Origin of the sequence: Ralstonia sp. GX3-BWBA, assembly GCF_003290055.1 — a bacterium.
GTDB classification, from domain to species: domain Bacteria; phylum Pseudomonadota; class Gammaproteobacteria; order Burkholderiales; family Burkholderiaceae; genus Ralstonia; species Ralstonia holmesii.
This window is the reverse complement of the sequence record NZ_QMKS01000009.1, coordinates 1062524-1083124: the sequence shown is the minus strand read 5'-3', so window position 1 is coordinate 1083124 and position 20601 is coordinate 1062524. Positions and strand designations below refer to the sequence as shown.

Here is a 20601-nt window from a genome sequence, read left to right as displayed (position 1 = left end):
GCCCTCCGGACGCTGAACGATCAATCTGCCGATGCCCGGCGGCGGCGCACGAATGCCACCAGCAGAACCAGCGCGCCCAGGGCCAGTGCAGGCGCGTTGCCGGCACGCACGAATGGCGTCAAGCCTTGCATGCCCTGCACGTCAGTCTGCAGCGTGCCAAGCGTGAAGACGGGCAGGCGGGCCTGTACGCTGCCGTCCGGCCGCACCACGGCGGTCGCTCCCGTGTTGGTGGCGCGCAGCATCGGACGGCCCGTTTCCAGTGCGCGCATGCGCGAGATCTGCAGGTGCTGGTCCAACGCGATCGTGTCGCCAAACCACGCAAGGTTCGTCACGTTGGCGAGCATCGTGGCGGGCTGATCCGCATGTCGCAGCGATGCGGCAATTTCCTCGCCAAACAAATCCTCGTAGCAGATGTTGGGTGCGACGCGTTGGTCGGCCACCGCCATGGGCGGCTGCACGGGCAGGCCGCGCCGGAAGTCGCCCAGCGGCATGTTCATCATGTTGACGAACCAGTGGAAGCCGAAGGGGATGAACTCGCCGAAGGGCACGAGGTGGTGCTTGTTGTAGCGGTACACGCCCTGGAGTTGCGGGCCGACGCCGAACACGCTGTTGGTGTAGTCGACACGCGAGTCCTCGCTGGCGGCGCCAAAGAGCACGCTGGAGCCGGTGGTATCCACGTAGGTACGGATGGCCAGCGCGATCTCCTGCGGCATCTCCTGAATCATGATCGGGAAGGCCGTCTCGGGCGTGACCACGAGTTGCGCGGGCTTCTCGGTGACCATCTTGGTGTACAGCTCCAGCGAGCGCTCGATGCCGGTCTGCTGGAACTTCACGTCCTGCGGCACATTGCCCTGCAAGAGGCGTACGGAAATGGGCTTGCCCACCGGTTGCGTCCACGCAATGCCGTGCAGCGGCCAGCCGGCCACCAGCACGAGCGCACCGGCGATGCCCGCCAGCCAGTGCAGGCGTCGCTCGGCCGCGACGCACAGCAGACCAGCCAGCACGGCTGCGATCAGCACGATTCCGTATACGCCCACCAGCGGCGCGTAGCCGGCCAGCGGGCCATCGGTGTGAGCGTAGCCGCCGTTGATCCAGGGAAAGCCCGTCCAGACCGTGCCGCGCAGCCACTCCGTGACGGCCCATGCCGCGCCAAATACCAGCGCGGATGCGGTACCGGACCACCGTCCGCGTCGCGTTAGCCACTGCCATGCCCACACCGCCAGCGCTGGATGCAGCGCCAGATAGCCGGCGAACAGCAGCACGGCCAGCGCCGCCATCCATGCCGGCATGTCGCCGTAGACGTGCATGCTGATATAGAGCCACCAGACGCCCGAGAGGAACCAGCCGAGTCCGAAGGCATAGCCAACCCATGCCGCATCACGCAAGCGCGGCGCGCGCTGCACGAGCGCGGCCAGCCCCGTCAACGAAAGGATCTGCAGCCACCACCAGTGGTTCGGCGCGAACGACAGCGTATGCATGACGCCAAGCAGCGCTGCCACAGGCATTGCAAAGCGCAGCCGCGCGAGCGGCACAGCTTGGGCGTCCTGCCGACGGGACGGTGCGGCAGGGGAAGAGAACTGAGCGGGCACGGAAAGATCAGGCGGGGTGGGAACCAGAAGTGTCGGCCGTGGCATTGCCGCCGGCCGGCGTGGTGAGGCGGCGCACGAGCAGCACCTGCACCTGGCGCGCATCGGCGCGCAGCACGTCGAACTGCAGCGTGCCCATGACGATCTTCTCGCCACGGTGCGGCACGCGGCCCAGGTGGTTGGACAGCAGCCCGCCCACGGTATCGACGTCTTCGTCGGAAAAATGCGTGCCGAAGGCTTCGTTGAACTGGCTGATTTCGGTCAGCCCGCGCACGCGCATGTGGCCGTCGGCGGTCGGCAGGATGTTGTCTTCTTCCTGGTCGAAGTCGTATTCGTCCTCGATGTCGCCGACGATCTGTTCGAGCACATCTTCGATGGTGATGAGGCCGGCCACCCCGCCGTATTCGTCAACGACGATGGCGATGTGGTTGCGGTTGACGCGGAAGTCGCGCAACAGCACGTTCAGTCGCTTGGATTCGGGGATGAACACGGCCGGGCGCAGCATGTCGCGCACGTCGAAGCGTTCGTCGGTGTAGAAGCGCAGCAGGTCCTTGGCGAGCAGGATGCCGATGATGTTGTCGCGGCTGCCCTCGTAGACGGGGAAGCGCGAATGCGCGGCTTCTTGCACGAACGGGATGAATTCTGACGGCGCGTCGGCGATGTTGAGCGCATCCATCTGCGCGCGCGGGATCATGATGTCGCGCGCGCACAGGTCTGAGACCTGGAAGACGCCTTCGATCATCGACAAGGAGTCGGCGTCGATCAGGTTGCGCGCATGGGCGTCTTGGAGGATTTCGAGCAGCTCGGCCCGCGATTCGGGCTCGGGCGAGATGAGGTCGGTCAGGCGTTCCAGCAGCGTACGGGGTTTGTCGGCTGGCTTCGGACTGGGATACGGATCATTCATGGCGCGGTCGCGCGTCGTTAAACATCGGCCCAGCATACACCAAAAGCCCTGCCGTCCCGATGACGCGGGGTGGCCGCCCGGCCTCCTGAAGTGCGGTTTATTTCACATCTGGAGGCCGGGTTCGGGCGCGTTAAGGACGGACGATCTGCCGAAGGGGGAGCGGTCAGTCGCGTCCGCCGTCGCCGCCGCGTTGCTGGCCGTTGCCGTGCGTGTTGCTGCCTTCGTTGCCTTGGTGATTGTCGTTCTGGCCGTGGTCGCCATCGCCCTGACCGTGATGCGGGCTGTGTCCGCCAGGGTCGTCGCCGTTGCCGCCGTGATCGTGGTCACCGCCGTGGTTGCCGTCACCGCCGTGGTCGTGGTCACCGCCGTGGTTGCCGTCACCGCCGTGGTCGCGATCACCGTCGTGGTTGCCATCGCCGCCATGATCGTGATTGCCACCATGGTTGCCATCGCCGCCGTGATCGTGATCACCGCCGTGGTTGCCGTTGCCGCCATGGTCGTGGTCGCCACCGTGATTGCCATCGCCGCCATGATCGTGGTCACCGCCGTGATTGCCGTTGCCGCCATGATCGTGGTCGCCACCATGGTTGCCATCGCCGCCGTGATCGTGGTCACCGTCGTGGTTGCCATTGCCACCATGGTCATGTTCACCGCCGTGATGACCACCGTGGTCATGATCGTGGTCGTGATCATGGTGGTGCCCGTGGTGGTGACCGCCGCCGTGGCAGCTTCCGCACGGCGAAGGGACTGGCGATGGGCTCGGCGTGGGCGTTGGGGCAGGCGTTGGCGTCGGACTCGGACTCGGGGTTGGCGTTGGCGTTGGAGCAGGCGTCGGACTCGGGGTTGGCGATGGACTCGGCCCGGGGCTGGGTGTTGGGGCCGGAGCGGGGCCGGGGCTGGGCGATGCGCCAGGTGCCGGTGCTGGTGCCGGTGTGGGACTGGGCTTGGACGGCGGCGTGTTGTTGCCGGTGGGTGGCGGTGCGTCGTTGTTGCTCGTCGGCGTGGTTGCGGCTGGTGCCGGGTCTGCGGGATGCGAATTGCTGTGATACCGGCCCAGCGTGCTCGCGCCGCCGTAGGCTGTCCAACGTCCGGCGATTTCCATGTCGACGCCAGCGAGCCAGTGGTCGCCCGTGGCTCCGACGCCCACCAGCGCCTTGCTGCTCGCAAAGTCGTAGCCGCCGCCAATGAGTGCCTGCACGCTCGTGCTGCCCACCACCGCCTGCACACGCGGCCGGATGGTGCCTTGCGCGACCATCAGGTTCACTTCTGCGCCGATCACGTTGTTGCTGTCCGAGATGTTGACCGTGCGGCAGCCGACCACCGCGCCCGGATGCCAGGCGCCGTCGAAGACGACGACGATGCCCGCATAGCATGATTGCTTGTGATCAGCGTGTGCGATGCGCGGCGTGACCGCGAGCGCCGTGCCGACACCCACGCCAAGCAGCAGCGTGGCCCACGGAATGCTATCCATGAAGCGTTGACGCATGATGACCTCCCCGCGTGGCCTTGCCCGTCTGTGCGCGGGCTGGCCGATGGCGCTCGTTTGCGCCGAATTCGTGAAGCGCGCTCGAGCGGCGGCTTATGCGTGGAGGATAGAAATCGCTACGGCAAAACCCATGCGCCATACGGAGAGCAGCAAGGGTCCCGGATGGCGGACGGCCTGTGCGACGTGTATGCGCGATTCGAACGGCGCGAGCATGCGCCGAATGGCGGAGGAGAACCCGTAAACCGTTGTCAGGACTGGGTTTGCGTCAATACGGGTTGATTCACCGTTGAAACGGCATGCTGCAAGAATGGAACATGAAAAAGCAAAACGCCGGCGCGAAGCCGGCGTCTGAACATCAAGCGCGTGGCGCTTTAACGATCTGCGTACGGATCGGCAAAACCGAGGTCGCGGAGGATCTCCGTTTCGATGCCTTCCATTTCCTTTGCATCGGCCGCGTCTTCGTGGTCGTAGCCCTGGGCGTGCAGCGCGCCGTGCACGATCAGATGCGCGTAGTGTGCGAGCAGCGGCTTCTTCTGTTCCTTCGCTTCCTTTTCGACCACCGCGCAGCACAGCACGATGTCGGCGGAGACCGGGTCTTCTGCGCTCTCTGCGTACGAGAAGGTCAGTACGTTGGTGGCGTAGTCCTTGCTGCGGTAGGTGCGGTTGAGCGTGCGACCTTCTTCTTCGCCGACGAAGCGCACGTTGAGTTGCGCATCGGCAAACAGCGCGGGGGCGATCCACGCCTCGATGTCGCGTTCTTTCGGCAATGCCTTGCGAGCGGCAGCCTTGAGTTCGTCGCCGTACTGCACCGTCAGGTCGAGCGTGAGCATCTCGGCGCCGGCAGTGTCGTCATCGAAGGCTTCTTCCGTGGAGTCTGCCAACTCAGCGGCCTGGGTTTCGATGCGCAACGTGATGCTGTCGTGGTGCTCGGGGCGCAGCGAGAGCATGGCGTGCATGTCGGCGTCGGCGTGCTCGGCAACCAGGGTGATCGGCCCGTCCACGGTATTCGGCAGACCGAGGATCAGGCTGCGGCCATCGGCAAATGCGATGCGCAGCGCGCTGGCGTCGACCGTCTTGGGTTTGCCTTGAGCGTCGAACACGTCGACGCGTGGGCCGAATGACTCGGCCGCCGCGGGTTGGGTTTTCTTGGTTTTTGCTTTGGTATCGGTCTTTGCTTTAGCCACGTTCAGGCGTCCTTATGCATCTTTATGCTGGGCATGGAATTCGTCATAGGCCTCGACGATGCGGGCCACCAGCGGGTGCCGCACCACGTCGACGCTGGTAAAGCGCGTCATCGACACGCCACGCACGTCACGCAGCACATGCTGCGCTTCGATCAGGCCGCTCTTCTGGCCGCGCGGCAGATCGATCTGCGTTGTGTCGCCGGTGATCACCGCCTTGGAGCCGAAGCCGATCCGGGTGAGGAACATCTTCATCTGTTCCGGCGTGGTGTTCTGGGCTTCGTCCAGGATGATGAAGGCGTGATTGAGCGTGCGCCCGCGCATGTACGCCAGCGGCGCGATTTCGATCATCTGGCGCTCGAACATCTTCTGCGTCTTGTCGAAGCCAAGCAGGTCGTACAGCGCGTCGTACAGCGGACGCAGGTACGGGTCCACCTTTTGTGCGAGATCGCCGGGCAGGAAGCCCAGGCGCTCGCCGGCTTCCACCGCCGGGCGTGTCAGCACGATGCGCTTGATGGCGTCGCGCTCCAGCGCATCCACCGCGCAGGCCACGGCCAGATACGTCTTGCCCGTACCCGCCGGGCCGATACCAAATGACAGGTCGTGCGAGAGGATGCTGCGCAGGTACTCGCGCTGCATCGGTGTGCGGCCATGCAGATCGGTACGCCGCGTGTGCAGCACCGGCGACAGATCATTGCCATCCGGCACGTCGGCGCTCGATTCCGGCAGGTAAGCGCCGTGTGCGGCCACCTGGCGGGTTTCCACCAGGCCGAGCTGGATGTCGTCCACCGACAGCGGCTCGCGCGCGGCGTTGTAGAACGTTTCCAGCGCGTTGGCCGCGCCTTGTGCGTTGGCGCCGCGCACGGTGAACTTGCTGCCGCGCCGGTTGATGGTCACGTCCAGCGCCTGCTCGATTTGGCGCAGGTTCTCGTCCAGCGGCCCGCACAGGTTCTGCAGGCGCGTGTTGTCGTTCTTCGGCGCTGTGAATTCTGCGGTGGTTGGTTTCATCAAGTCAGGTCGTGTTGACGATCAGTGAGTCGCGCTGGCCGTACGCTGTTCCGCCACTTCGCCGCGCAGCGAATGCGGGAAGGCGTGCACGATGCGCACGTCCAGCATCTGGCCGATCAGCTGTTCGCGGCGCGCCTGCGGCAGATCTGGCAGCGCGAAGTTGACGACGCGGTTGTTCTCGGTGCGGCCGTGCAGTTCGGTCGGATCCTTGCGCGACGGGCCTTCCACCAGAATGCGCTGCACGCTGCCGACCATGCCTTGGCTGATGCGCGCTACGTTTTCTTCGATGGTCGCCTGCAAATGTTTCAGGCGTTCGAGCTTGACGGCCTGCGGCGTATCGTCGTGCAGGTTGGCGGCCGGCGTGCCGGGGCGCGGGCTGTAGATGAAACTGAACGAGGTGTCGTAGCCGATCTCGTGAATCAGGTCCATCGTCTTGGCGAAATCCGCGTCGGTCTCGCCAGGAAAGCCGACGATGAAGTCGGTGGCGATCGAGATGTTCGGCCGGATCGCGCGCAGCTTGCGGATGCTGCTCTTGTATTCGAGCACCGTGTAGCCGCGCTTCATCGCCATCAGGATGCGGTCGGAGCCATGCTGCACGGGCAGGTGCAGGTGGTCGACGAGCTTCGGGTTGGTGGCATAGGCCTCGATCAGGCGCGAGCTGAATTCCTTCGGGTGGCTGGTCGTGTAGCGGATGCGCTCGATGCCCGGAATCTCGGCCACGTATTCGAGCAGCAGCGCGAAATCGGCGCGCTCGCTCGTGTCGCCCATCTTGCCGATGTAGGCGTTCACGTTCTGGCCCAGCAGGGTGACTTCGCGCACGCCCTGTTCTGCCAGGCCGGCCACTTCGGCTAGCACGTCGTCGAACGGGCGCGAGACTTCTTCGCCGCGCGTGTACGGCACCACGCAGTAGCTGCAGTATTTCGAGCAGCCTTCCATGATCGACACGAAAGCGGTGGCGCCATCGACGCGCGCAGGCGGCAGGTGGTCGAATTTTTCGATCTCGGGGAACGACACGTCGACCTGCGAGCGGCCTGTGCGGCGGCGCGCGGCGATCAGCTCCGGCAGGCGGTGCAGCGTCTGCGGGCCGAACACCACGTCTACGTAAGGTGCGCGCGCCACGATGGAGGCGCCCTCCTGACTGGCCACGCAGCCGCCCACGCCGACCACGAGATCCGGCTTGAGCGCCTTGAGCGCCTTCACGCGGCCGAGTTCGGAGAACACCTTCTCCTGCGCTTTCTCGCGCACGGAGCATGTGTTGAAGAGGATCACGTCCGCATCTTCGGGCGTGTCGGTGGGGACGAGGCCTTCAGCCGCGTTGAGCACGTCGGACATCTTGTCCGAGTCGTACTCGTTCATCTGGCAGCCGTAGGTTTTGATGAAGACTTTTTTCATGTGCCGTTCACAGTGGTTGACCTGGGGGCACGTGCTTCGTGGGGTGCTCTGACTACTGAGACTGCGTTTGCGCCTGATTTTGGGCAGCCACCGCGGCCTTGTAATCGTCATCGCTGACAACCCAGGCGGTCAGCAACTGCTGATACAGATCGAGCTGATAGCGAACCTTGAACGTCTGGCCGACCACCGTGGAGGTCGGTAACAGGCGCCCATCCAGCGACAGAATCCGCACGCCCGGGGCGAAGCGGATATCGGCGCTGGTGCTCCCGAAGCCCAACAGCAGGATACGGACGACGCCGGTGCTGCCGGTACTCAGCGTGCCGGAGTTGGCCGAATTGATGGTCAACTGGGCCGCCGGAGCCGTCGCCGGAATGTTACGCAGCACTTGCGCATGAGACAGCAGCGGCGCCGCAGCCGCAGTAACGGCGGCAAAGGCGAGGGCGAGGACTTGGCGTCGGGTGCGCATGGCGTCGTCAGAAGAAAGCCACCGCCGGGTGAGCGACCCGGCACACGAAACACGAGACAACCCGATATTGTAGCGTTCCGGGGCCAAGTCTTATAGCGCTTCGGCAATCTTGGCCGCCAGCGCAACACCGCTCAGGAACGCGGCTTCCACGCGCGGGCCTTCGCACCAGTCACCGCAGGCGCCCAGGCGGGCGGCGGCGTCCCAGTGGCACGGCATGCCGGCGGACTGCTCCACCAGCGCGTGCGGCCACAGGTGCGCGGCCACCACGTCAGGCTGCGGCGTGCCCGGGAAGGCTTCGGCAAAGCGTGCGTACATGGCGTGGAGCGCCTGTTCGGGGGTGTCCTGAGCGTGCGCTGCCGACCAGCCCGGCGACGCATGCACCACCCAGGATTCATCGACCATGACGCGCCCCGGCTTGGTGTTGTCGCGGGCCGCCCAGGCGAGCATGTCGTCGTCGATGCGGATGCCGTCATACGGCAGGTCCAGCGGTTGCGCAAAACCCATCATCAGCGCCCAGCACGGGGCGTAATGCACCGGGGCGATGGCTTCCTGCAGCGACGCCGGCGTGGCGCCATGAAACAGCGCCGGCAGTTCAGGCGCTGGCAAGGCCAGGGCGACGATGTCGGCGTAGGCGGTGTCCGTGCCGTTGCGCTCAATCGTCCAGCGCCGGCCATCGTGCGCGACACGCGTGACGGCGTGACCGAAACGCACATCCAGTGGCGCGGCCAGGCTGCGCACCAGCGCGCCCATGCCGGGCAGGCCGACGTAACGGGCTTCGTCGCGTGAATCGGCTTGCAGGGCGTCGACCGTGCGATGGCCCCAGCGCGCGGGCCACGGCAGCACCGAACCCTGACGGCCAGCAGCATCTACCGCGCGGCGGAAGGCCTCGCTGCGCACGTTGAACGACTGCGCGCCGTGGTCGAACGCATACGCGGGGGCGGACTCGGGCAGCACCGTGGTGGCCAGCCGGCCTCCCACACCGCCCGCGCGCTCATAGACCGTGGTGGCAATGCCTTCTGCGGCAAGCGCATTGGCACAGGCAACACCGGCAATGCCGGCTCCGACGATGGCGATGGAAGGCTGGCTCATGGATGTGACGTGGGTGTGGGGCGAGGGATCCGGAAATCGGCGCGCAAATCGGCGCGTAATAGTCCGCCATGATATCGGGTCGCGCCCCAATGAAAAACGCCACCCGGAGGTGGCGTTTTGCGATGGAGCAATTCTGCGGCTTAGAACTTGTAACCCACAGCCAGCCCGAACACGATCGGGTCGACCTTGATGTCGGTCTTGTTGACCGCCAGCACCTGGCCTTGCTGGCTGCGGATCGTGATGGTGGAGGTCGTCTTCAGCGGCAGGTATGACACCGTGCCGATGGCGGTCCAGTTCTTGGCGAACTCATACGACACGCCCACATTGGCGACCGGCGTCCACGAGCTGGACGTTTCCGCCGTCACCTTGGCCGGGCCCGTCGGAACCTGGCCCATGCCGAGCTGCAGCACCTGCCCCAGGTTTTGCAGGCCGTTGACGAAGTTCTGGTTCAGCTTCAGGTTGGTGAAGAAGTTGTAGCTGACGCCTGCGCCGACAAACGGGCGCAGCTTGCTTTCCTTGGTGCCGAAGTAGTACTGCGCGACGATTGCCGGGCTCCATTCACGCACGGTGGCGACCGGGTTGTTTTGCGGCAGGCCCAGATTGATCAGCGTCAGCGGCCCAACAACCGGCACCGGCGCGATCACATTGCCGCTGCCATACAGGTTGAACTTGGGAGGCACGCCACCCACGAACGTACCGGCGATGTTGTCGGTAAAGAAGTGCGTGAACGTGAGCGACAGCGTATTGGCGTTACTGACTTTCACGTCAGTTCCTGGCGACTGGTAGGTGCCCAGGCCCAGCGCGCTGGTGGTGGTGGTCAGCGGCGTGGCCGAATCCATCGGGCGGATGTAGAACCAGCCCAGTGCCATGACGTTGCGGCCCCAGACGTAGTTGTCCATGAAACCGCTGAAGCCGCCACCACTGCTGCTGATGCCACTGCCGCTACCGCTGCTGGCGCTTGCGGCCACGTTGGCCTCCGCGGTGGATTGGGCGTGAGCCAGGGGGGCAGCAAGGGTGCTGGCGGCAGCGCAGGCAAGGGCTGCAGCAAGGCGGAGGGCGGTGCGGTTCATGTGGTTGTCTCTCTGGATTGGATTGTTATCACGCCTTGGTGTGGCGATTTGTGTTTCCGCAGCATAACGCAGCGCTTTTGTTCGGTTGCGCTGCGACGATCGAAGTTTTCCTCTAGCGTGTACGCACGCAACAAGGGGTTTCCCCTAGTCTCGTTTCATACTCTCCACCGGTCGGCGGAGCCTTGGCCCACAACGGTCTCCGGGCTGCTGTCTAAAATTTGTATTCCGGATTTTTCGGGTTGAAAGTCTGGTCGCTCCACGTCTTGCGCGCCACGCTCTCAATGACGATTTTCTCGAGCTGATTGCCCGATTCATCCCACGCTTCTTCAATGCGCACCCAGGGGTTTTTGAGGTCGAAGTACAGGCGCACGCGCTTGGCGTAGAACGTGGGTGGTCCGCTTGGCGCATCCCAGGTCAGCCGCAGCATGCGCTCACCGTCTTCGGTCACCATTTTGGCTTCACTGAACTTGCCGCTGCTGCCGGCTGCCACGTGGGCGCGTCCGTCGCGCTCGAGCGTATCGACGATGAACTGCAGCCCCAGCTCGCGTGCCGTGTGGTTCGACTGCGATCTGGCCAGCGAGCCATCCAGCGCGCTCCAGATCGCCACGAAATCGACGAGGCCGCCCAGGTGGCCGTACATCTCGTCCTTGCGCACGGTTTCGTCATAGATGATTTCCTGACCAGCGTGCGAGCCGCCCTTGAGCCAGCGCGCGTAGACCTGTCGGGGCGCGTTGCGGTAGCGGATGAGCATGAGCGCCGGCTGGCTTTGCCACTGGTCTTTCACGCGTTCCTGGCGGCGCATGCGGTATTCATATTCGGGCAGCTTGGCCGCCTCGCCCTTGAGCCAGCGCACCAGTGTTTCGGGCTTCATGGCCTGCGCCATGGCGAGGACGTCTTCGTCAGACCAGCCCGCAAACGCGTTGGCGTGGACCTGGCTGCCGAGCCAAGCCGTCTGCCTGGCGATGTCCATGGCGGCAAAGCTGCCGATGGCCGCCGATTGCGATGTGGCCGTCGGTGCGGCTGCCGCTGGCACGGAAGCATCCGGCGTGGCGGGCTGGGCCCAGGCGTGTGCGGCGCCTGCCAGCACCATGGCCAGGGCGAGAGTACGCAAGCGCATACAAGTCTCCGGTGATGTTGTTATTGCTGCGCCTGCGCGCGGGCGCGCTTGATGTCCGGATCGGCATCGCGCAGTTCGCGGCGCAGGATTTTGCCCACCGTCGACTTGGGCAACTCTTCGTGGCGGAACTCGACGATGCGCGGCATCTTGTAGCCAGTCAGATGGGCGCGGCAGTGTTCGAGCAGCGCGGGCTCGGTCAGCGCGCCGGTGCGCGGCACCACGATGATCTTCACGCGTTCGCCAGCCACCGGGTCTGGCACGCCAATGGCCGCCACCTCCAGCACTTCGGGGTGCAGCGCTACCACGTCTTCGATCTCGTTCGGGTACACATTGAAACCCGAGACCAGGATCATGTCCTTCTTGCGGTCGATCAGGCGGATGTAGCCGTTGGCGTCCATCACGCCGATGTCGCCGGTGGAGAACCAGCCTTCGGCATCGATGGACTTGGCGGTTTCTTCCGGGCGCTGCCAGTAGCCGCGCATGACTTGCGGCCCGCGCACCTGCAGTTCGCCGGGTTCGCCCAGCGGCGCGATCGTGCCGTCGTCGCGCTTGAAGCGTACTTCGGTGGACGGCGCGGGCAGCCCGATCGTGCCGCTGAATTCGGTTACGTGCGGCGGGTTCATCGACACGACTGGCGAGCACTCCGTCAGCCCGTAGCCTTCAACGATGGTATGGCCCGTCACCTCTTTCCAGCGCTGCGCGATCGCGCGCTGCACTGCCATGCCGCCACCGATGGTGATCTTCATGGCCCAGAAATCGCGCTTGGCAAAGTCAGGATCTTCCAGCAGTGCATTGAACAACGTGTTCACGCCCGCAATGCCCGAGAAGCGCTCATTGCGCAGGATGAAGATCACGCGCTTGGTGTCACGCGGATTGGCGATCAGGATATTGCGCCCGCCCAGCGTCATGAACATCAGCAGGTTCACCGTGAGCGAGAAGATGTGATACAGCGGCAGCAGCGTGACGTTGGTTTCCACGCCGCCGTTGAGCATGCTCTTGGACCACTCTTCCGCCTGCAGCAGGTTGGCGATGATGTTGCGGTGGGTGAGCATCGCGCCCTTGGCCACGCCCGTGGTGCCGCCGGTGTATTGCAGGAAGGCGATGTCTTCCGGCGCCAGTTGCACTGGCTGCATCGCGCGTGAGCGGCCTACGGCCAGCGCATCGCGCAGCCAGACCGGCGAGGGCAGCTTGTAGGGCGGTACCTGCTTCTGCACGTTGCGCATCACGAAGTTCAGCGCGCGGCCCTTGAGGTTGATCGCGCCGCCCATCAGATCGCCAATACCGGTAATGACGATGTTGCGGATCTCGCTGCCGGGCAGCGCCTGTTCCAGCGTGCGTGCGAAGTTCTCCAGCACGACGATCGTCTGTGCGCCGGAATCGCGCAGCTGGTGCGCCAGTTCCGGCACGGTGTACAGCGGGTTGACGTTGACGACGATGGCGCCGGCCAGCAGCGTGCCGAACAGGCACACGGGATATTGCAGGCTGTTGGGCAGCATGATCGCCACGCGATCGCCCTTCTTCACGCCGCGCGATTGCAGCCACGCCGCAAACTGCTTGGCCTGGCGTTCGCATTCGTCGTAGGTCATCTGGGTGCCGACACTCACGTAGGCGACGCGGGTGCGGTACTTCTCGACCGATTCACGAAACACCTCGACCAGCGAGTGATAGCGATCGGGACTGATCTCGGCGGGTACGCCCTCGGGGTACGACTTCAGCCAGATGCGGTCGGTAAGGCTGTTGCGGTCAGCAACGGTGTTCATGGTGTCTCCGTCCATGAAAAACGCGGCGTGGTTTTGTTATGTGCCGCGCGGGTTCTCGGGTCGGGCCGTTCCCGTATTGGCCCGAAGGTTCAATGCGACATCGTTTCGGGGCGCTCCAGAATGGCCACCACGCCTTGTCCGCCAGCGGCACAGATCGACACCAGCCCGCGCCCGCCGCCGCGCTGTGCCAGCATCTTGGCCAGCGTCGCGACAATGCGCCCGCCCGTGGCGGCAAACGGATGGCCCGTGCCCAGCGAACTGCCGTTCACGTTGAGCTTGGTGCGGTCGATGCTGCCCATCGGGGCGCTGCGGCCCAGTTTTTCGCGGCAGTATTCGGGCGATTCCCAGGCGGCGAGCGTGCTGAGCACCTGCGCGGCAAAGGCTTCGTGGATCTCGTAGTAGTCGAAGTCCTGCAGCGTGAGCCCCGCGCGTTGCAGCATGCGCGAGACGGCATAGGCCGGCGCCATCAACAGCCCTTCGTTCTGCTCCGGCGTGCCGCTGAAGAAATCGACGGCAGCCGTATCCGCGCAGGTCATGTAGGCCAGAACGGGCAGGTTGTGCGCACGCGCCCAGTCTTCGCTGGCGAGCAGCACGCACGATGCGCCGTCGGTGAGCGGCGTGGAATTGCCGGCGGTCATGGTGCCGGCCGCGCCGCGGTCGAATACCGGCTGCAGCTTCGCCAGTTGCTCGAGGGTCAGGTTGCTGCGCAGGTTGTTGTCGCGATCCAGCCCGAGGTGAGCGGTCATGAGGTCGGTGAAGAAACCGCGTTCGTAAGCGGCCGTGAGGTTGTGGTGGCTGCGCAGGGCCAGCGCGTCCTGGTCTTCGCGGCGGATGCCCCAGCGCTTTGCCATCAATTCGCAGTGTTCGCCCATTGACAGGCCGGTGCGCGGCTCGCTGTTGCGCGGTAGCAATGGGCGCACGAACATTGACGGCCGCAGACCGGCCAGCGCCTTGACGCGCGCGCCGGTGGACTTGGCGCGGTTGGCCTCCAGCAGGATCTTGCGCATCTTTTCGTTCAGCCCAACAGGCGCATCGGAGGTGGTATCCGTGCCGCCGGCAATACCCACGTCGATCTGCCCCAGCGCGATCTTGTTGGCGACGAGGATGGCCGCTTCCAGCCCCGTGCCGCATGCCTGCTGTATGTCGTATGCGGGTGTCTGCTTGGCGAGCGTGGTTGAGAGCACCGTCTCGCGCGTGAGGTTGAAATCGCGCGCGTGCTTGATGACTGCGCCGGCCACGACTTCGTCCAGTCGTTGGCCGTGGAGGTTGAAGCGGTCGATCAGGCCCTGCAGCGCGGCGGTCAGCATCTGCTGGTTCGACGCCGTAGCGTAGGCCGTATTCGAGCGCGCGAACGGAATGCGGTTACCCCCGAGGATGGCGACGCGGCGCACCTGCGCGTTGACGAGCATGGATTCAGTCTCCCGTGTTTTCTTGTTGTGCTTGCGGCAGCGTCAGCATGCCGCGCAGATAGGGTTTGTCGCCAGTGGCGTTGCGCACTTCAAACGCGCGGCCGGGAGTGGCTTCGTTGGCTTGCCACAGCGTCGCTGCCCCGGGCAGCGATAGCGGCGTTTTGAACTCGGCCACCACCTCGCCCTGGGTGAGCGGTGCCGCCGGCAGCAGCGCGGCCAGCGCGCGGGCCTTCGTCCACATGCCGTGGGCGATTGGGTGCGCAAAGCCGAACAGCTTTGCGCCGATGCTGGACACGTGGATCGGATTCCAGTCGCCCGACACCCCGGCGTAGCGGCGGCCGGTGTCGGCGGGTGCATCCCAGCGGCCATCGGGCGACAGGTCTTGTGCACTCGGCAGTGCAATCAATGGCGCGCCCTGTGGCGACGGCACGCCCACGCGCAGGTAGGTCGACAGCGATTCCCACACCACTGCGCCAGCCTTGATGATGGCGGTTTCGATGCCGAACGCCTGCCCGCGTGCATGGTGGAACAACCGGCGCGGGCGTACTTCCACGCGCACACGCTCGCCCGCCTGCAGAGGCTGGTGCTGGCGGATCGTGTTGCACAGGTGTACCAGGCCGATTACCGGATACGGAAACGCCGATTCCGTCATCAGCATGAGCTGCAGCGGAAAGCCCAGAAGATGCGGATACGTCATCGGCACGCCATGCGCCGAGGAGAAGCCGCATACCGCTGCGTACTGCGCGATGTGTTCGGCCGCAAGCGGCACTTCCTGGCGTACCAGCGTGTGGCGCGGCAACGGCCCGCCGCGCTTGCCCTTGCGTTGCGAAAGCAGCGCGCGCCAGGCCAATGCACCCGGCGACGGCGGCTCGGTCACCAGCGTCTGGGTGGCGATCATCGGGGAGTGCAGGGCTAGCGAGCGCATGGTTGCGTCAGGCTCCCAGCAGGCTTTGCCCGCACACGCGCACGACGTTGCCTGTCACACCGTTGGACGCGGGGTTGGCGAACCACGCAATCGTCTCGGCCACGTCGACCGGCTGGCCGCCCTGGCTCATCGCGTTCATGCGGCGGCCGGCTTCGCGGATGGCAAACGGCACGGCCGCTGTCATCTGCGTTTCGATAAAGCCTGGCGCAACGGCGTTGATGGTGATGCCGCGTTCGGCCAGCAACGGGGCGCCAGCCTGCACGAGGCCAATCACGCCCGCCTTGGATGTCGCGTAGTTGGTCTGCCCGAGGTTGCCTGCAATACCGCTGATGGACGACACGCACACGATGGCTCCGCCCGCATGCAGCGCATTGGCTGCAAACAGCGCGTCGTTGATGCGCAATTGCGCAGTCAGGTTGATGTCGAGCACGCTGCGCCACGCGGGTTCGGCCATGCGGGCGATGGTCTTGTCGCGCGTGATGCCTGCGTTGTGCACGAGGATGTCGATGCCGCCCAATGCAGCAAGTTGTTGCGCGAGCAGGGCGGGCGTTTCCGGTGCGGCAATGTCGTACGCCATGGCTTCACCGCCGATTTCCTGTGCGACCGCGTTCAGCGCTTCCTGCGCGGCGGGCACATCCAGGCACAGCACGCGCGCACCATCACGCGCCAACACGTGCGCAATGGCTGCACCGATGCCGCGCGAGGCGCCGGTGACCAGCGCGGTGCGCCCTGCCAGCGGCTTCTGCCAATCCACCGAGACCGCTGCGGCGCGATGCACGCGCACCACTTGCCCCGACACATACGCCGAGCGTGCCGACAGCAGAAACCGCAGCGTCGACGCGGCCACGTTTTCCGCCCCCTCTGCCACATGGACGAGCTGCGCCGTGCAGCCGCGCCTGACTTCCTTCCCGAGCGAACGCGTGAGCCCTTCCAGCGCGCGCTGCGCAATCGCCGTCTCGGGCGTCTTGCAGCCTTCCGGCGGGCGACCGATCACGACCACACGGCCACACCGGCCGATGGCGCGCACGCCGTCGTGGAACACGTGATACAGCGCGTCGAGGCCGTCGATCGATGCAATGCCCGTGGCATCGAAGACGATGCCGCCAATGCGATCAAACGCGTCGCCGTCCTTGCCCGTGGGCGCGACAAAGCGGCCGGTGATTTGCCCGTGCCGGTTGGCAGCGCCGAGCCATTCCGGATCGCTTTCATGAAAGCGCGTGGGTACGCCGGTCTCGGCAAACAGCGCGGCGAGCGTTTCGCGCATGGAGCCCCCGGGCGCCGAGCCCACGAGGAACGGCCCGACAAATTCCGGTTCCCCCGGCACATAACGGCGCAACGGCACCGGCTGCGGCAGGCCGAGGTTGGCCGACAGCCACTTGCCGAAACCGGAACCGACGAAATCGAGGTATTTGTCTTGCATCGTTGTTGTTCTCGTTTGTCCGGCCCCTGGGCCATCAGGCTGCGCGGCGCTCGGCGGCCTGCAGGGCATCGAGCGCATCCTTGCGGCGCTGCAGGTCGGCCATCAGGTTGAAGTCGGGCGGGAAGTCATCCACGGCGACTGCGTGTTCACCGTAGCGCGCGTAGTCGCACAGTTGCTTGCGTTCGCCATCGTCGATGAGGTTTTGTGCGACGGCTTGCGCGGTCCAGGCTTCGAAATCGGGCAGGCTTTGTGGCACCGGCGGCAGCTTGCCTGCGCGGATGGCCGGTTTCAAGCGTTGCTCGATCGCGTCCACCGCGGGTTGCAGGCGGAAGGCCGCTTCGCCATAGGCGATGGGGTCGACCTCGGGCGTTGGGCAGTACGAGTCGGCCAGCAGGCGATCGCGCACAGCGCCCGGCGTTTGCATCAGCTCGGCAACCTGCGCAGCCAGCGCATCCGACGGCTTGCGATATGGCGTGCCGAACGGGAAGATCAGCGCACGCAGCAGCGCTGCGATGCCCGCGTTCGGGAAGTTGGCCAACACGCCGTCGAGCGCATCGTGCGCCTTCACCAGCGCGTCCTGCACTGACCAATGCACGAGCGGCGCGTCCTCTGCCGGGCGGCCTTCATCTTCAAAGCGCTTGAGCGTGGACGAGATCAGATACATCTGCGAGAGGATGTCGCCAAGCCGCCCCGTGATGCTCTCGCGGCGCTTGAGTGTGCCGCCCAGCGTGAACATCGACACATCGGACAACAGCGCCAGCGCGGTCGAGAAGCGGTTCACGGCCCGGTAATACCGCTGCATTTCCGGTGCGGCATTGCCCGGGGCGCTTGCCACGCGCCCGCCGGAGAGCGCATGCAGGAACGCACGCACCAGGTTGCCCGCGATGAACGCGCCGTGGCCGAACAGTGCCGTATCGAACGCCTGCAGCGTCTCGGGTGAATCGGCGCCTTGTGCGGCCGTCATCTCGCGCAGCACATACGGATGGCAGCGGATCACGCCCTGCCCGAAGATGATCAGGCAGCGCGTCATGATGTTCGCGCCTTCCACCGTGATGGCGATCGGCACTTGCTGATACGCACGCGCCAGGAAGTTGTTCGGCCCCATGCAGATGCCTTTGCCGCCGACGATGTCCATCGCATCGGTCACCACATCGCGCGCACGTTCGGTGACGTGGTACTTGGCAATGGCGGAGATGACCGACGGCTTCTCGCCCAGGTCTACGGCGAGCGCGGACAGGCGCCGCGCGGCATCCATCATGTACAGGTTGCCGCCCATGCGGCCGAGCGCTTCCTGGATGCCCTCGAACTTGCCGATGGGTGTGCGGAACTGACGACGCACGGCGGCATAGGCACCGGTGCTGCGCACGGCCAGCTTGGCCATGCCCACGTTGGACGACGGCAGCGAGATCGCGCGGCCCGCTGCCAGGCACTCCATCAGCATGCGCCAGCCGCGGCCGACCTGCGCCTCGCCGCCGATGACCCAGTCGATGGGAATGAATACATCCTTGCCCCAGTTGGGGCCGTTCTGGAACACCGCGTTGAGCGGCCAATGGCGGCGCCCGATGTTTACGCCCGGATGCTTCGTCGGGATGAGCGCGCAGGTGATGCCGGGCTCCTTCTCGCTACCGAGCAAGCCATCCGGATCGACCGCGCGAAACGCCAACCCCAGCACCGTCGCGATGGGGCCGAGCGTGATGTAGCGCTTGCTCCATGTCACGCGAAAGCCAAGCGTCTCGCGGCCTTCGTGCATGCCGCGGCAGACCACGCCCACATCGGGAATGGCTGCGGCATCGGAGCCGGCATACGCGTTGGTCAGCGCAAAGCAGGGAATTTCTTCACCGCGTGCGAGGCGCGGCAGGTAGTGGTTTTTCTGCGCTTCCGTGCCGTAGTGCAGAAGCAGTTCGGCAGGGCCGAGCGAGTTTGGCACCATGACCGACACGGCTGCGGCGGAGCAGCGCGTCGACAGCTTCATGATGACCTGCGAGTGCGCGTACGCCGAGAAGCCTTTGCCGCCGTATTCCTTCGGGATGATCATGCCGAGGAAGCCGGCACGCTTCGCATAGGCCCACGCGTCGGGTGACAGGTCCTGCCAGATCTGCGTGCTTTCCCAATCGTTGGCCAAGTCGCAGAGCTTTTCGGTTTCCGCGTCGAGGAACGATTGCTCTTCCGCCGACAGGCGCGGCGGCGGCGAAGACAGCAATCGCGACCAGTTGGGTCGGCCGGAGAACAGTTCGGCATCCCACCAGACGGTGCCCGCTTCAATGGCGTCGCGCTCCGTTTGCGACATCTCCGGCATGATCTTGCGGAACATCGCCAGCACCGGGCGCGTGATGAGTGCCCGGCGCAGCGGCTTGAGCGCGAGCACCAGCGCCGGCAGCACAAAGACGATGGCGAGTACCGTGGTCATCACCGGGCCGACCAGGCCAAGCCAGACGCCGGCCACCAGCCACGCCGCGGTCACGACCAGCCAAGCGAATGCCGAGGCTTCCATGCTGGCGAGCCCGAGCACGCCGATGCAAAGCAGGACGATCCAGATTGTCGTCATGAGGGTCTCCATTCGATGCGTCTATGTGCCGGATGTCTCGAACACGCGGCGGCACCTGCCGAATGCCCGAGCGACTCCCGTGCCAGCACACGGGAGATCGGGGCTGGGCCCGGGTTGTCAGGCGTTAGGGCTGCGCCAGGGGCGCATTGGGTTGGCCGGGAAGATCGCGCGTGCTGCATTACTGCGGCGAACGGCCAATGCGCGGGTGCGCGCGGAGGGCGCGGGGCCGTCTCCATCGCTGTCGTCACCGTGATGATCGTCGTGCTCATCGGCGCCGAGATCGTCGTGGTCGTCTGCGGCATCGTCGGCGCTGGCGCGTGCGGCGGGTGTGCGGCCGAACAGGTCACCGGCGAAGGGCGAGGCGGTGGTCGGCGTCGAACTGCGTTCGCTGCCGCGGCCGTTGCCGTGCCCGGCGTGGCGACCGGAGCCGCCATTGCCGCTGTCGCTGCCGTTGGGGGCATCGTCTGCTTGTGCGACGGGCGTGGGCACCTGTGCTTCGGCCAGCTCGACCACCTGATCGAGCGCGCCGGCCTCGCCGGGCAGCGGGGCGTTGAGCGTAGCCACCACCAGGGCCGTCAGGCGTGCCAGCAGCGAGGCATCGTTCATCGTCTTGCCCTGCGTGAACAGCGGTAGCAGGTTGTTGAGGTCGTCCCCGGCCAGCACGCCGGCCAGCGCCTTGAGCGCAAAGTGCAGGCGCCAGCCCAGTTCTGCGCGCGGCAAGTGCGGCAGCGCACGCGAAAAGGCTTCAAAGAAACGATCGAACACGAGCGCGTAGTGGCCGAGCAGATAGTTCTGCACGAACGGCGAGGTGTCGGAATACACGCGTCCCATCAGGCGCAGGAACGCAGGGCCGCCGGTGTCGGGGTTTCGCGCCATCTGCAGCGCCGGCACAAACAGCGCGCCGAGCACGTGGTCGCAGGTCAGTTGCTCCTTGGTCCAGCGCTCTTCGCACGCGGTCAGCAGCGCCAGCCGGCGCGTGTTGAGCGGGTCGAGCCGGCGCCCAAGCACCGACTGCATCAACGCTTCCTTGCTGCCGAAGTGATAGTTGACCGCGGCCAGATTGACCTTGGCGCGCGCCGTGATCTGCCGCAACGACATCGCCTCGTAGCCGAACTCGATGAACAGCAGTTCGGTGGCTTCCAGAATGCGGCCCTTGGTGTCTCCTGCTCCAGGACGTCCCATGTCTCCTACCTCGTTTTTTTAGGTCTGATATCGGGGTCGATTGCTGCAGTGCAGCGCTCGA

At 65.5% G+C, this 20601-nt stretch carries 16 protein-coding genes; all 16 read right to left on the bottom strand.

Features of this window, described 5'->3' with window-relative positions; all coding sequences use genetic code 11:
- Positions 1–20 precede the first annotated feature (20 nt).
- Entirely contained in the window at positions 21–1532 is a 1512-nt protein-coding gene (gene lnt / locus DOD19_RS12670; protein ID WP_024976605.1) for an apolipoprotein N-acyltransferase, read from the bottom strand.
- A 64-nt stretch (positions 1533–1596) separates the two neighbouring features.
- Complete coding sequence (locus tag DOD19_RS12665) at positions 1597–2490, bottom strand: HlyC/CorC family transporter (RefSeq protein ID WP_024976604.1); 894 nt, start codon at positions 2488–2490, stop codon at positions 1597–1599.
- A 163-nt stretch (positions 2491–2653) separates the two neighbouring features.
- Positions 2654–3976: a hypothetical protein gene (locus DOD19_RS12660; RefSeq protein ID WP_112185829.1), complete on the bottom strand. Its 1323-nt coding sequence runs from the start codon at positions 3974–3976 to the stop codon at positions 2654–2656.
- Between the two features lie 371 nt (positions 3977–4347).
- On the bottom strand, positions 4348–5160 hold the full coding sequence (gene ybeY, locus DOD19_RS12655; RefSeq protein ID WP_024976601.1) for an rRNA maturation RNase YbeY: 813 nt from the start codon (positions 5158–5160) through the stop codon (positions 4348–4350).
- 12 nt (positions 5161–5172) lie between these two features.
- Entirely contained in the window at positions 5173–6165 is a 993-nt protein-coding gene (locus DOD19_RS12650) for a PhoH family protein (RefSeq protein WP_024976600.1), read from the bottom strand.
- Positions 6166–6186: 21 nt separating this feature from the next.
- Positions 6187–7557: a tRNA (N6-isopentenyl adenosine(37)-C2)-methylthiotransferase MiaB gene (miaB, locus tag DOD19_RS12645; RefSeq protein WP_045203723.1), complete on the bottom strand. Its 1371-nt coding sequence runs from the start codon at positions 7555–7557 to the stop codon at positions 6187–6189.
- A 52-nt stretch (positions 7558–7609) separates the two neighbouring features.
- On the bottom strand, positions 7610–8023 hold the full coding sequence (locus DOD19_RS12640) for a hypothetical protein (protein WP_024976598.1): 414 nt from the start codon (positions 8021–8023) through the stop codon (positions 7610–7612).
- Between the two features lie 90 nt (positions 8024–8113).
- Entirely contained in the window at positions 8114–9112 is a 999-nt protein-coding gene (locus tag DOD19_RS12635; protein WP_024976597.1) for an NAD(P)/FAD-dependent oxidoreductase, read from the bottom strand.
- 140 nt (positions 9113–9252) lie between these two features.
- Positions 9253–10182, bottom strand: coding sequence for an OmpW family outer membrane protein (locus tag DOD19_RS12630; protein ID WP_024976596.1), 930 nt, complete (start codon positions 10180–10182; stop codon positions 9253–9255).
- Positions 10183–10393: 211 nt separating this feature from the next.
- Positions 10394–11299: a DUF1571 domain-containing protein gene (locus DOD19_RS12625; protein WP_024976595.1), complete on the bottom strand. Its 906-nt coding sequence runs from the start codon at positions 11297–11299 to the stop codon at positions 10394–10396.
- 20 nt (positions 11300–11319) lie between these two features.
- On the bottom strand, positions 11320–13059 hold the full coding sequence (locus DOD19_RS12620) for an AMP-binding protein (RefSeq protein ID WP_112185827.1): 1740 nt from the start codon (positions 13057–13059) through the stop codon (positions 11320–11322).
- An 89-nt stretch (positions 13060–13148) separates the two neighbouring features.
- Entirely contained in the window at positions 13149–14468 is a 1320-nt protein-coding gene (locus tag DOD19_RS12615; protein ID WP_024976593.1) for an acetyl-CoA C-acetyltransferase, read from the bottom strand.
- 4 nt (positions 14469–14472) lie between these two features.
- Positions 14473–15366 (bottom strand): MaoC/PaaZ C-terminal domain-containing protein, encoded by an 894-nt coding sequence (locus tag DOD19_RS12610; protein WP_024976592.1) that lies wholly within the window; start codon positions 15364–15366, stop codon positions 14473–14475.
- A 34-nt stretch (positions 15367–15400) separates the two neighbouring features.
- A complete protein-coding gene (locus tag DOD19_RS12605; RefSeq protein ID WP_112185825.1) occupies positions 15401–16813 on the bottom strand; it encodes a 3-oxoacyl-ACP reductase in 1413 nt (470 codons plus the stop codon).
- 34 nt (positions 16814–16847) lie between these two features.
- Positions 16848–19358, bottom strand: a complete 2511-nt coding sequence (locus tag DOD19_RS12600; RefSeq protein ID WP_112185823.1) for an acyl-CoA dehydrogenase — start codon at positions 19356–19358, stop codon at positions 16848–16850.
- A 117-nt stretch (positions 19359–19475) separates the two neighbouring features.
- Entirely contained in the window at positions 19476–20540 is a 1065-nt protein-coding gene (locus tag DOD19_RS12595; RefSeq protein WP_024976589.1) for a TetR/AcrR family transcriptional regulator, read from the bottom strand.
- Positions 20541–20601 lie beyond the last annotated feature (61 nt).